The organism is Enterobacteriaceae endosymbiont of Plateumaris consimilis (genome assembly GCF_012563145.1).
Lineage (GTDB): Bacteria > Pseudomonadota > Gammaproteobacteria > Enterobacterales > Enterobacteriaceae.
The window spans coordinates 402,977-416,063 of the sequence record NZ_CP046230.1 but is presented as its reverse complement, the minus strand read 5'-3'; the positions used below and the strand labels follow the sequence as shown (position 1 = coordinate 416,063).

Genomic DNA, 13,087 nt, shown 5'->3' with positions numbered 1-13,087 from the left:
ATTATGACTATAATTATTAATATAGATGGACAATCTTATAAAGTTAATAAAAAAGATAATTTATTAAAAATATGTTTATCTTTAGGTTTTGATTTACCATATTTTTGCTGGCATCCTATTCTTGGCAGTGTAGGATCATGTCGTTTGTGTGCAGTAAAAAAATATGATAATTGTAAAAAATTAAAAGGACATGTTGTAATGTCTTGTATGTCTTCACCTACTGAAAATTTATATATTTCTATAAATGATATAGAAATAAAAAATTTTCGTAAAAATATAATTGAATTATTAATGATTAATCATCCGCATGATTGTCCTATTTGTGATGCTGGTGGTAGTTGTCATTTACAAGATATGACAGTAATGACTGGTCATGTTTATCGTAGATATAATTTTGTAAAAAAACAATATAAAAATCAAAATTTAGGTCCTTTTATATCACATACAATGAATCGTTGTATTAAGTGTTATCGTTGTGTAAGATTTTATAAAGATTATGCTGATGGAAAAGATTTTGATGTTTTTGGTGCTAATAATAATCTGTACTTTGGAAGAATAACTGATGGAATATTAGAAAATGAATGTTCAGGTAATTTAGTAGAAATATGTCCTACAGGAGTCTTTACAGATAAAACTTATTCTGAACATTTTTCTAGAAAATGGGATATGCAATATGCTCCTAGCATTTGTCAAAATTGTTCTTTAGGTTGTAATATTACAGTAGGAGAACGTTATGGATATTTATCTAGTGTAGAAAATAGATTTCATGAAGAAATAAATCACTATTTTATCTGTGATCGTGGACGTTTTGGTTCTGGTTATGTAAATTCTAATAATAGACCATTACAAGTTACTCAGAAAATTAATAATCAAAATATTATTTTAGAATATTCAAAAACAATAGAAAAAATTATTAGTTTAATAAAAAAATCAAAAAGAATTGTTGGTATTGGATCACCTAGAGCAAGTATAGAAAGTAATTTTGTTTTAAAAGATTTAGTTGGAGAAGAGAATTTTTCTATTGGAATTTTAAAACAAGAAAAATTACAGATTGATTTAATCATAAAAATATTACAAAGTAAAAATATATATTGTCCTACTCTTACTGAAATAGAAAATTATGATGCAATTTTAATTTTAGGTGAAGATATTAGTATAACTAGTCCTAGATTAGCATTATCAATACGACAGGCTATTAAAAAAAATTTATTTAATATATCTAATAAAGATATTCCATCTTGGAATAGTAATGCAATTTTAAATGCAAATAATACATTTAAAAATCCATTATTTATAACAAATATAGATAATACATCTTTAGATGATATCTCTAGTTGGAATTATTATTCTTCAATTGAAAATCAAGTTAATTTTGGTTTTATTTTATCTGATTATATTACAAATAAATCATCTGATATTTTTATTTCTGATAATAATATATTACAACAAATAAAAAACATAGCACAAATATTATTAAAAGCAAAAAAACCCTTAATTATTTCAGGAACTAATTCTGGTTCATTAAAATTAATTTCAGCAGCATATAATATAGTTAAATCTTTGAATATTTATAACAAAGATGCAGGATTGTTTTTTGTACTAAATACAGTTAATAGTATGGGTGTTGGCATAATTAATGGTAAATCTTTAGAAGAAATATTTGATACAAATCTATCTAAAATAGATACATTAATTATTATGGAAAATGATTTGTATTTTCAAGAAGAAAAAAATAAATTAGATAATATATTTGCAAATATACCTAATATTATTGTTATAGATCATCAATATACAGATACAATGAAAAAAGCAAATATCATATTACCATCAGCTAGCTTTTTTGAAAGTAGTGGTACTGTTATTAATAATGAATCTAGAGCACAAAGATTTTTTCAAGCATATAATCCTATATTTTATAATAAAAAAATTCAAATTAAAGCTAGTTGGAAATGGATATCTGAGTTGAAATCTAAAATTAATAACAAAATATTAAATAATATTAGTTTAGATGAAATAATAAAAAATTGTGAATTTAAAATACCTATACTTAAAGGAATCAGTCAAGCAGCTCCAAAAGCTAATTTTAAAATTTTTGACAGAAAATTTGCCAGATCTTCTATTCGTTATAGTGGAAGATCATCAATGTTATCTAATATTAATATACATGAACAAAAGCAATTAGAAGATAAAGATACTATTTTTAACTTTTCTATGGAAGGTAATTATGATTCTAACATTAAATGTTCTCATTTGCCATTTTTATGGCATTCAGGATGGAATTCTTTACAATCTTTAAATAAATTTCAAAAAGAAATAGGTATTTCATCTAAATATGGCCCTACAGGAGTAAAAATTTTAAATAAAAATAATAAATCATTAGATATGTTTAAATATACCTATACCATTAAAAAATCGTTAAATTTTGAAAAATTTACTGTTGTTCCTTATTATAGTTTATATTATAGTGATAGTTTAATTCAAAAATCAAAATTAATAAAAAAATATTTTTATCATCAATATATAATTATAAATAAATTAGATGCAATAAATTTAGGAATTAAAAAAAATTTTTATAATTGTATAATAGAAATATTTTGTTTAAATAATAAAATTCATTTACCATTACGTATTTCAAAAAATTTACATCAAGGATTAATTGGATTACCTTTAGGTATACCAGGAATACCTTTAGTATTTTTAGGAAAAACTATTGAAAAATTAAAGGTATTAAAATGAATTTATCAGTATTTTTTAATATAAATAATTTATTAATAATTTCAAAATCTTTATTCGTATTAATAATTTTAATAATTAGTGGTGCTTATTTAAGTTTTATAGAACGTCGTACTTTAGCATTATTTCAAAATCGTTACGGTCCTAATAGAGTTGGATGGTTTGGATCTTTACAATTATTAGCAGACATGATAAAAATTATTTTTAAAGAAGACATAATACCAACTTTTACAGATAATTTTTTTTTTAATATTGCTCCTATTATTGCTTTTAATTCATTATTATCAATATTTGCAATAATACCTATTACTTCAACTTTAAAAATATCTGATTTAACTATTGGTATTCTATTTTTTCTAATGATGTCTAGCATTTCTGTTTATTCCATTTTATTTGCAGGATGGTCAAGTAATAATAAATATGCTTTATTAGGTTCAATTAGAGGAGTCGCACAAATTTTAAGTTATGAAGTTTTTTTAGGTTTGTCATTAATGGGTGTTATATGTCAAACAGGATCGTTTAATTTAAATGATATTGTATACAAACAATATTATTGTTGGAATATTATACCTCAATTTTTTGGATTTATCACATTTTTTATTGCTGCTATAGCATTATGTCATAGACATCCTTTCGACCAGCCAGAAACAGAACAAGAACTTTCTGATGGATATCATATTGAATATTCAGGAATTAAATTTGGTTTATTTTTTGTAGGAGAATATATTAATATTATAATTATTTCTTCTTTAATAACAACAGTATTTTTTGGTGGTTGGTATGGACCTATTTTACCACCTATTATATGGTTTTTTTCAAAAACAATAATTTTTATATTATTATTTTTTTTAATAAGAGCATCTTTACCACGTCCTAGATATGATCAAATTATGTCTTTTGGATGGTTAATATGTTTACCATTAACATTGATAAATCTTATTTTTACTGCATTAATTATGGTAATATAAGTTATTTTATTTAATAAAAAACATAAAAATGAAATTTAAAAAATTATTTATAGAATTATTTAGTCAAATACGTAGTATATTTTTAGTCTGGACAAACATGTTTAAAAAAAGAGAAACTATAATGTATCCAGAAGAAAAAGTATATTTACCTCCAAGATATCGTGGGAGAATAATATTATCATTAGATAATGATAATAATGAGCGTTGTGTAGCATGTAATTTATGTGCAGTAGTATGCCCAGTAGGATGTATTTCTTTAAAAAAAGCAACAAAAAAAAATGGAAGATCATATCCTAAATTTTTTCGTATCAATTTATCTCGCTGTATATTTTGTGGTTTTTGTGAAGAAGCTTGTCCTACTAATGCTATACAATTAACACCAGATTTTGAATTATGTGAATTTAAAAGACAAGACATGGTATATGAAAAAGAAAATTTATTAATTAATAATACAGGAAAATATCCACATTATGATTTTTATAATTTTTCTGGTGTAAAAATAAAAAAAAATTCTTCAAAATATAAAAAAAATAATATTGAAGTAGATGTAAAAAGTTTGTTACCATAAAATAAATAAAAGGTTTTATCTATGGAATTAATTTTTTATATATTAGGAATATTAGCAATAATTTCCACATTATGTATAGTAATAAGTATACATCCTATGTATACATTATTATATTTTTTAATATTATTAATTTCTATATCTGGTATATTTTTTACTCTAGGTGATTATTTTGCAGGAGCTTTAGAAATTATCATTTATGCAGGAGCAATAGTCGTACTATTTGTATTTATATTAATGTTATTAAATTATAAAAAAATTGCTTTGCAAGAAAAAAAATTACTATTAGAAAAACCAATAATATTAATTTGTTCTATTTTATTAATAGTAACTTTATCATTTTTTTTAATTTTTCTTATTAAAGAACCATGTAATAATAAATACATATTTAATAATATTATTGACATTAATAATATTGGTAAAGATATGTTTCAAAATTATAAAATAATTATTGAATTAATATCAATATTGCTATTAGCAGGACTAATTGTAGTTTTTCATATAGGCAATAAAAAAAATTAGATATTTATTTTTTTTATATATTAAATTAATTAAAACATTTAAAAGTAAAAAAATATGATTCCTTTATATTATGGATTATTAATAACTATTATTATATTTATAATTGGATTAACAGGTGTAATTATTAGACAAAATATGTTGTATATTTTAATATGTATAGAAATAATGTTAAATGCTGCAGCATTATCTTGTATAATTTCAGGAAACTTTTGGAAACAAACAGAAGGAGAAATTATGTATATAATATCTATTACTATTGCAGCTATTGAAAGTTGTATAGGTTTAGTATTATTATTAAAATTATATCATTATCAAAACACTGTTAATATTGATTCAATTAGTGAGATGAATGGATGAAATTTCTTTATTTTACTATTTTAATACCTTTAATAAGTTTTTTGATATTGTCTTTATTTTCAAATTTAAATAAAAAAATATCTACTATTATTGGTATTGGTTCTATAAGTATTATTGCAATAATTACATTTATAATTAATTTATTTTTTTTAAAAAATAATTTATTAATATATAAAGAATCTTTATGGCAAATTATAAAAATTGATAATTTTCATGTTGATCTAAATTTATATTTAGATATGCTTTCATTAATAATGTTATCAGTTACTACTGGTGTAGGTTTGCTTATACATATATTTGCCTCATGGTATATGAGAAATGATGAAGGTTATTCAAGATTTTTTGCATATACTAATTTATTTATGGCTAGTATGATTCTTTTAATATTAGCAGATAATTTTATACTAATGTTTTTTGGATGGGAATGTGTAGGAGTTTGTTCTTATCTATTAATAGGTTTTTTTTATAAAAATACTTTAAATGGTTTTTCTGCTATAAAAGCATTTTTAATTACTCGTTTAGGTGATATTTTTTTATCAATAGGTATTTTTTTAATATTTAAATTATTTAAAACAATAAATTTTCAAGAAATATCTTTTTTAATTACTTCATCTAATTTTTATTATTCATCATTTTTATTAAATATTATTACTTTAATGTTAACAATAGGAGCAATCAGTAAATCTGCACAATTTCCATTAAATACTTGGTTAATAGATGCAATGGCTGGACCTACTCCTGTTTCTGCACTAATTCATGCTGCTACTATGGTAACAGCAGGTGTTTATTTGATAATACGAAATAATATTTTATTTTCATTAACAAATAATATTTTATTGTTTATAAGTATTATTGGAACAATAACATTATTAATCTCAGGATTATCTGCTTTAGCACAAAAAGATATAAAACGTATTTTAGCATATTCTACTATGAGTCAAATTGGTTATATGTTTTTAGCATTAGGTATACGTTCGTGGGAAGCTTCTTTATTTCATTTAATAGCACATTCTTTTTTTAAAGCATTATTATTTTTGTCTGTTGCTTCTATTATTATTTCTACTAATCATGAACAAAATATATTTAAGATGGGAAATATGAAAAAATATATTCCTTTTATATATTATTGTTTTTTACTAGGAGGATTATCTTTATGTTCTTTTCCTATTATTAGTATTAGTAGTTTTAGTAAAGGACAAATTTTATATGAAGCATTAATTAATCATCATTTTATTTTAGTCATATTAGGTTTTATTGGTACTTTTATTACATCATTATATATTACTCGTATGATTTATATCATTTTTTTTGGTCAAACAAATATAATACCTATTAAAAATAATACTTTTAATCATAATATTCCATTAATAATATTAATTATTTTATCTAGTTTTATAGGTATAAATTTATTACCAGTAGGTATATATTCATATTTTCATGATGTAATAATAAAACATACAAATAAATATTTTATATTAGAAATAATATCAGCAGTAATATCGATTACTGGTTTTATATTTTTTATATTATTTTGGAAAAATCGTAATTATTTATTAAAATTTACTAAAATAAATAATATTAATTTTTATATTATAAAAAAATTTTTTTTACATGGCTGTTATATAGATTTAATATATAAAAAATTATTTGTAAACAATTTTTTTAAAATATTATTTTTAATAAAAAATGATCCTATTTCTCAGGTTATTAATATATTTATTAAATTTGCTCAAAAAACAGAACAATGTTTATTAATTGGTGAAAATGGATATTTACGTTGGTACATATCATCTATGTGTTTAGGTGTAATAATATTATTATTAATTATAATATTAAGTAATAAATATTACTTATTATAATATTAAGATTTTTAAATTAACATTTTTTATTAAATTTTATTTAAATACTTAGGAAGTATTATGTTATTACCTTGGTTTATATTAATTCCTTTTATTGGTGGATTGATTTGTTGGCAAAGTGAACGGTTAAATTATAAATTACCTCGTTGGATTTCTTTATTATCTATTAGTATGGTTTTTTTTCTTTCTATTATTGAATTATTTATTCATTCATATTCTTTAAATAATAAATTATTTTTATCATATCCTATATGGATATCAGAATTTATATTACCTTGGATTCCAAGATTCGGCATAAATTTTCATTTAGCTACAGATGGCCTTTCCATAATAATGATTAATTTAACTGGATTATTAGGTATAATGGCAGTTTTATGTTCTTGGAATGAAACAAAAAAATTACATGGTTTTTTTCATTTAAATTTATTATGGATCCTAAGTGGAGTTATAGGTGTATTTCTTGCTATTGATATGTTTTTATTTTTTTTATGCTGGGAAATTATGTTAATTCCTATGTATTTTTTAATATCATTATGGGGGCATAATAATGTAAAAGGTAAAAATCGAATAGTAGCTGCTACTAAATTTTTTATTTATACACAAGCTGGTGGTTTATTAATGTTAATTGGTATCTTAACATTAGTTTTTTTAAATCAAGAAATAACAGGAGTATGGACTTTTGAATATAGTTCCTTACTATATACTCCAAAATCATTTAGTTTAGAATTTTTGTTAATGTTATGTTTTTTTATTGCTTTTGCTGTGAAAATACCAGTTATTCCTTTACATGGATGGTTACCTGATGCTCACAGTCAAGCTCCAACAGCAGGTTCTGTAGATCTAGCAGGTATTCTATTAAAAACAGCAGCATATGGTTTATTAAGATTTTCTTTACCATTATTTCCTTTAGCTTCTTTAAAATTTGCTCCTATTGCAATAATATTAGGTATTATAGGTATATTTTATGGATCTTGGTTAGCTTTTATTCAAAATGATATAAAAAGAATAATAGCTTACACTTCAATATCTCATATGGGTTTTGTTCTTATTGGAATTTATAGCAATAATAAAATTGCTTACCAAGGAGTTATTATACAAATGATATCACATGGAATATCAGCTGCAGCACAATTTATAATTTGTGGACAAATATATGAACGGTTAAAAACTAGAAATATAAATTTAATGGGTGGATTTTGGAGTAATATAAATTGGTTACCAGGATTTTTTTTATTTTTTGCTTTAGCAAGTTTAGGAATACCAGGTACTGGAAATTTTATAGGAGAATTTTTAATTCTTATAGGAAATTTCCAATTTTATCCAATATATGCAAGTATTGCTACTTTTGGTTTAATATTTGCAAGTATTTATTCATTAAACATGATGCAAAAAATTTTTTATGGTCCGATAAAGAAAGCTTTTGTTTTCAAAAAAATGGTTTATAGAGAAATATTTATTATTACATCTTTATTAGTTATATTATTAATATTAGGATTTTATCCTCAACCTATATTGAATATTTCGTATAATGTAATTAATAATATTTATAATAAAACTATATTAAATTAAAATATTTTATCTTAAAAAAGGAAAAATAAAATATATTTTATGAACAATTTAATAATACTATTACCTTTAATTATTATTATTTTAACAATAATACTTATTCTTATAAGTATTTCTGTTAAACGTAATAATTTTATTCATTTAATAATAGCAATTAGTGGTTTATTTTGTACTTTAATATCTATAATTCATAATATGTATTATAATATCAATTTAATGAATAATACATTATTTATAGTAGATAATTATTCTTATTTTTATACTATAATATTATTAATAATTAGTATTATTACTTGTATAATAGCATATCCTTGGTTGATAAATTTTGATTATCATCAAGATGAATTTTATCTTTTAATTCTTATTTCATCTATTGGTGGTATGGTTTTAACTATTACAAATAATTTTATTTCTATGTTAATAGGAATAGAATTAATATCTATACCTGTATTTGGATTAATTGCATATAATTTAAAATTAAAAAATTCATTAGAAGCTAGTATTAAATATACTATAATTTCTAGTATAGCATCTTCTTTTTTTATATTAGGTATGTCATTAATTTTTATTGATTATGGTAGTTTAAATTTTACATATATAAATCAACATTATTTATTTCATTCAATAATAAATAATATAAGTATTATTGGTTTAGTATTAATTATAGTAAGTATAGGATTTAAATTATCATTAGTACCTTTTCATTTATGGACTCCAGATATTTATCAGGGTTCTCCTACTATAGTTACAATGTTTTTATCTACATTTAGTAAAATTGCTATTTTTACATCGTTTGTAAGATTATTAGGTCATTTTACTAATATAGTTTCAAATAAATTAATATTATTTAATATATTAATATTAATATCAATAACTTCTATTATATTTGGAAATTTTTTAGCTCTTACGCAAAAAAATATCAAACGTTTATTAGGATATTCTTCTATAGCTCATTTAGGATATATGTCAATAATATTAATATATAATTTAATTTTACCAAATGATGTATCATTATCTTTAGAAACGATGGGGATATATAGTATTAGTTATATATTAAATAATATAGGTATATTTACTGTTATTAGTATAATTTCTAATTTAAACAAACAACAGCAATATAAAAAACATTTTGATCATCTTTATTTTTATAGAGGATTATTTTGGTATGATCCTATTTTATCATTTATTATGACCGTTATGTTTTTATCTTTAGCTGGAATACCAATAACTTTAGGTTTTATTTCTAAGTTTTATTTAATATCTTTAGTTGTTAAAATGAAATTATGGTATCTTGTATTTATAGTTATACTTAGTAGTATAGCTGGTTTATATTATTATTTACGTGTTATTATTAATTTGTATTTACGTCCATATAATAAATTATACACATTAAGTTTATTCAATAATTTACATACAAAAAAAATATTTATTAGTAAATATTTAATATTGTTATTAACAGTAATAACAATATTATTAGGAGTATATCCTGAATTTATAATACAAATTGTAAAAAAATCTATGTTTGTAATATAAATATATTAATTAATTTTTTTAAAAATTAATAATTATTTTTTTATAATTTTATATATTATTTTTAATATAAATATAAAAACTAAAATATATAATACATATATTGTGATTTTATTAATATCTCCAATCCAAGAAGTAATAATATCTCCAAATACAAAACCTAAACTTACAAAAATTAAAGACCATATTATGGAACCAATTATATTAAATATTAAAAATTTAAATGTTGTTATATTTGTTATACCGATAATTATTGGTCCAATTAATCTAAAACCATACATAAACCTAACCATAATAATGAATATATATGGATAATTTGTAATTAAATTTTGATATTTATGTACTTTTAAATCATTTTTTTTTAAAAAAAATAATAATTTATTACTATATTTTTTTCCAATATAAAATAAAAATTGATCTCCTATAATAGCACCTAAAGTAGAAATTATTATAACCCAATGATAAATTAATAATCCTTTATGTATAGCAATACCTCCAATAATAATAAATGTTTCTCCTTCTATAAGAGATCCTATAAGTATTATTAGATAACCATATTGGTTAATAATTTTAGTAATATCTATATCAAACATTTTAAAATTATATAATAATCATTATAAATAAACAATTATAAAATTATTTATAAATATTTTAATAATTTATATAATAGGTGAGAAGGGGATTCGAACCCCTGATATGTTTTCATATACACACTTTCCAGGCGTGCGCCTTAAACCACTCGGCCATCTCACCAATCAATATATTAAATAATATATTAATTTAAATATTTTATATATATATTATTGTTTTAATATTAGAATTATAATAATATTATTTATTATGTTAATAAATACTAAAATTATACAACATCAATTTAATTTTTTATTTTATGATTATGAAACTTTTGGTTTAAATCCATCTATAGATAAAATAGCACAATTTGCTTGCATACGTACTAATATAAATTTAGAACCTATAGAAGATCCTATTGTATTATATTGTAAATTACCAATGGATTATATTCCAGATCCTATATCTGTTATTATTAATAATATAAATCCACAAATTGTTAATACTAAAGGAATATTTGAATGTGATTTAGCAACAAAAATTAATAAAATATTTTCTAAAAATTACACATGTATTGTAGGATATAATAATATTATATTTGATGATGAATTTAGTCGTAATTTATTTTATAGAAATTTTTATGATCCATATAATTGTTATTGGAATAATAATAATAGTAGATGGGATATATTAAATTTAGTAAAAGCTTGTTATATTTTAAGACCAGAAGGTATTAATTGGCCTAAAATAAATAATATTCCAGTTTTTAATCTTGAAAAAATTGCTAATATTAATAATATTAAATTATATTATAGATCACATGATGCTTTATCTGATGTTTATAGAACAATAGAAATTGCTAAATTAATTAAAAAAAAACAATTATTACTTTATAATTATTTTTTTAAACATAGAGAAAAAAAAGAAATATTAAAAATAATTAATCTATCTAAATTAAAACCTTTAATTTATATTAGTCATATGTATAAAAATTCAAATAATAATATAGGATGTATTGCTCCATTATTTTGGTCTTTTAAAAATAAAAATATATTAATTGCCTTTGATTTAATTCATAATATTAATGAATTTATTTATTCAGATTTAAAAAATAATATTTCAAGTACTAATTTTTTAGTTTATATAAAATTTATAAATATAAATAATTCACCTTTGTTATTACCAATAAATATACTAAAATTAAATGATATTGAACGTTTAAATTTTAATTTAACTTATTATCAAAGAAATTTTTTAATATTTAAAAAAAATTTTTTGAAAATTAAAAACATTATTTTTTCTTATTTAATTGAATTTTATAATAAAAATATTTTTTTTGACATTAAAAATGTAGATACACAATTATATAAAAATTTTTTTGGATATTTAGATTTACAAAAATTTAAAAAAATTCATCAAACACCAATAAATAAATTAAATAAATTTATTTTTGATGATCCTAGAGCTAATCAATTATTATTTAGATATAGAGCTAGAAATTTTCCTGAAACTTTAAATCATTTAGAAAAAATTAAATGGGATTTATATAAAAAAAATCTTTTTAATAAAAAATATATTTTTCGCTATATTAACAAAATAAAAATTTTATTAGATAAATATCAAAATTATAAAAGCAAAATTATTATTTTAAATAATTTATTACATTATTTTAAACAAATTATTAATATTAAATAATAAATTTAAAATATAATTATTCTAAAATATGACCCATTTTACTAGATTTAGTTTTTAAATATTGATTATTTTTTGAATTGTATCCTACAATTAATGGAATACGACTAACCACATTAATACCATTTTTTTTTAAAATATTAATTTTATTAGGGTTATTTGTTAATAGTTTTATTTTTAAAATACCTAATATTTTTAATATATTTGCACATGAGTTATAATTTCTTTCATCTGCAGCAAAACCTAATTTATGATTTGCTTCTACAGTGTCTAATCCATTGTCCTGATAATTATAAGCTTTAATTTTATTTAATAAACCTATGTTTCTACCTTCTTGTCTATGATAAATTAATATTCCACAGTTTTCTTTAGAAATTTGTATTAAAGATGATTTTAATTGAAAACCACAATCGCAACGTAAACTAAATAAAGTATCTCCAGTTAAACATTCAGAATGGATTCTTGTTAAAACAATATTCGTTTTATCAATCTTATTAATACCGTAAATTAAAGCAATATGATTTTTCCCAGTAGATATTTCTTCAAAACCTATTATGATAAATTCTCCCCATATAGTCGGTAATTTTGCTCTTGATATTTCTTTTAAATTCATATAATAATTCCTTATTAATATATAAATATATTTATTATTTATCAGATTATATAACCTAACATAAAGATATTACTTTTGTAAAAATTAAATATTAAATTTACATACTATAAAC

At 20.3% G+C, this 13,087-nt stretch carries 11 protein-coding genes and 1 tRNA gene; 9 read left to right on the top strand and 3 right to left on the bottom strand.

Annotated features, from left to right (window positions below):
- The first annotated feature begins 3 nt into the window (after positions 1-3).
- The 8 genes from nuoG to GJT81_RS01965 are packed head-to-tail and all read left to right on the top strand — an operon-like array spanning position 4 to position 10,103.
- Positions 4-2,736 carry an NADH-quinone oxidoreductase subunit NuoG gene (gene nuoG / locus GJT81_RS02000; protein WP_169785656.1) on the top strand — a complete coding sequence of 911 codons (2,733 nt, stop codon included), beginning with the start codon at positions 4-6 and terminating at the stop codon, positions 2,734-2,736.
- Positions 2,733-3,701 (top strand): NADH-quinone oxidoreductase subunit NuoH, encoded by a 969-nt coding sequence (nuoH, locus tag GJT81_RS01995; RefSeq protein WP_169785655.1) that lies wholly within the window; start codon positions 2,733-2,735, stop codon positions 3,699-3,701. The genes nuoG and nuoH overlap by 4 nt, the downstream gene beginning before the upstream one ends.
- 28 nt (positions 3,702-3,729) lie before the next feature.
- The gene (gene nuoI, locus GJT81_RS01990; RefSeq protein WP_169785654.1) at positions 3,730-4,269 is read left to right on the top strand and encodes an NADH-quinone oxidoreductase subunit NuoI; all 540 of its coding nucleotides are present in this window, start codon (positions 3,730-3,732) and stop codon (positions 4,267-4,269) included.
- Between the two features lie 21 nt (positions 4,270-4,290).
- Positions 4,291-4,788: an NADH-quinone oxidoreductase subunit J gene (locus GJT81_RS01985; protein ID WP_169785653.1), complete on the top strand. Its 498-nt coding sequence runs from the start codon at positions 4,291-4,293 to the stop codon at positions 4,786-4,788.
- Between the two features lie 54 nt (positions 4,789-4,842).
- Positions 4,843-5,145, top strand: coding sequence for an NADH-quinone oxidoreductase subunit NuoK (gene nuoK, locus GJT81_RS01980; protein ID WP_169785652.1), 303 nt, complete (start codon positions 4,843-4,845; stop codon positions 5,143-5,145).
- Complete coding sequence (gene nuoL / locus GJT81_RS01975; RefSeq protein WP_169785651.1) at positions 5,142-7,004, top strand: NADH-quinone oxidoreductase subunit L; 1,863 nt, start codon at positions 5,142-5,144, stop codon at positions 7,002-7,004. Before nuoK ends, nuoL begins: the two co-directional genes overlap by 4 nt.
- A 60-nt stretch (positions 7,005-7,064) precedes the next feature.
- Positions 7,065-8,573, top strand: a complete 1,509-nt coding sequence (nuoM, locus tag GJT81_RS01970) for an NADH-quinone oxidoreductase subunit M (protein WP_169785650.1) — start codon at positions 7,065-7,067, stop codon at positions 8,571-8,573.
- A gap of 39 nt (positions 8,574-8,612) precedes the next feature.
- Complete coding sequence (locus GJT81_RS01965; protein ID WP_169785649.1) at positions 8,613-10,103, top strand: NADH-quinone oxidoreductase subunit N; 1,491 nt, start codon at positions 8,613-8,615, stop codon at positions 10,101-10,103.
- A gap of 32 nt (positions 10,104-10,135) precedes the next feature.
- On the opposite strand, the gene GJT81_RS01960 is transcribed toward GJT81_RS01965, so the two are convergent.
- Both GJT81_RS01960 and GJT81_RS01955 read right to left on the bottom strand, forming a co-directional pair.
- Positions 10,136-10,693 (bottom strand): DedA family protein, encoded by a 558-nt coding sequence (locus tag GJT81_RS01960; RefSeq protein ID WP_169785648.1) that lies wholly within the window; start codon positions 10,691-10,693, stop codon positions 10,136-10,138.
- A 75-nt stretch (positions 10,694-10,768) separates the two neighbouring features.
- A tRNA-Ser gene (locus GJT81_RS01955) sits at positions 10,769-10,853 on the bottom strand.
- An 87-nt stretch (positions 10,854-10,940) separates the two neighbouring features.
- Here GJT81_RS01955 and sbcB point away from each other — a divergent pair.
- Positions 10,941-12,365, top strand: a complete 1,425-nt coding sequence (sbcB, locus tag GJT81_RS01950; protein WP_169785647.1) for an exodeoxyribonuclease I — start codon at positions 10,941-10,943, stop codon at positions 12,363-12,365.
- A gap of 16 nt (positions 12,366-12,381) precedes the next feature.
- On the opposite strand, the gene ribA is transcribed toward sbcB, so the two are convergent.
- A complete protein-coding gene (gene ribA / locus GJT81_RS01945; protein WP_169785646.1) occupies positions 12,382-12,975 on the bottom strand; it encodes a GTP cyclohydrolase II in 594 nt (197 codons plus the stop codon).
- Between the last annotated feature and the right edge of the window lie 112 nt (positions 12,976-13,087).

Coding starts and splice junctions, on each gene's coding strand:
- nuoG (WP_169785656.1), top strand. CDS start 4: ATGACTATAATTATTAATATAGATGGACAATCTTATAAAGTTAATAAA.
- nuoH (WP_169785655.1), top strand. CDS start 2,733: ATGAATTTATCAGTATTTTTTAATATAAATAATTTATTAATAATTTCA.
- nuoI (WP_169785654.1), top strand. CDS start 3,730: ATGAAATTTAAAAAATTATTTATAGAATTATTTAGTCAAATACGTAGT.
- GJT81_RS01985 (WP_169785653.1), top strand. CDS start 4,291: ATGGAATTAATTTTTTATATATTAGGAATATTAGCAATAATTTCCACA.
- nuoK (WP_169785652.1), top strand. CDS start 4,843: ATGATTCCTTTATATTATGGATTATTAATAACTATTATTATATTTATA.
- nuoL (WP_169785651.1), top strand. CDS start 5,142: ATGAAATTTCTTTATTTTACTATTTTAATACCTTTAATAAGTTTTTTG.
- nuoM (WP_169785650.1), top strand. CDS start 7,065: ATGTTATTACCTTGGTTTATATTAATTCCTTTTATTGGTGGATTGATT.
- GJT81_RS01965 (WP_169785649.1), top strand. CDS start 8,613: ATGAACAATTTAATAATACTATTACCTTTAATTATTATTATTTTAACA.
- GJT81_RS01960 (WP_169785648.1), bottom strand. CDS start 10,693: ATGTTTGATATAGATATTACTAAAATTATTAACCAATATGGTTATCTA.
- sbcB (WP_169785647.1), top strand. CDS start 10,941: ATGTTAATAAATACTAAAATTATACAACATCAATTTAATTTTTTATTT.
- ribA (WP_169785646.1), bottom strand. CDS start 12,975: ATGAATTTAAAAGAAATATCAAGAGCAAAATTACCGACTATATGGGGA.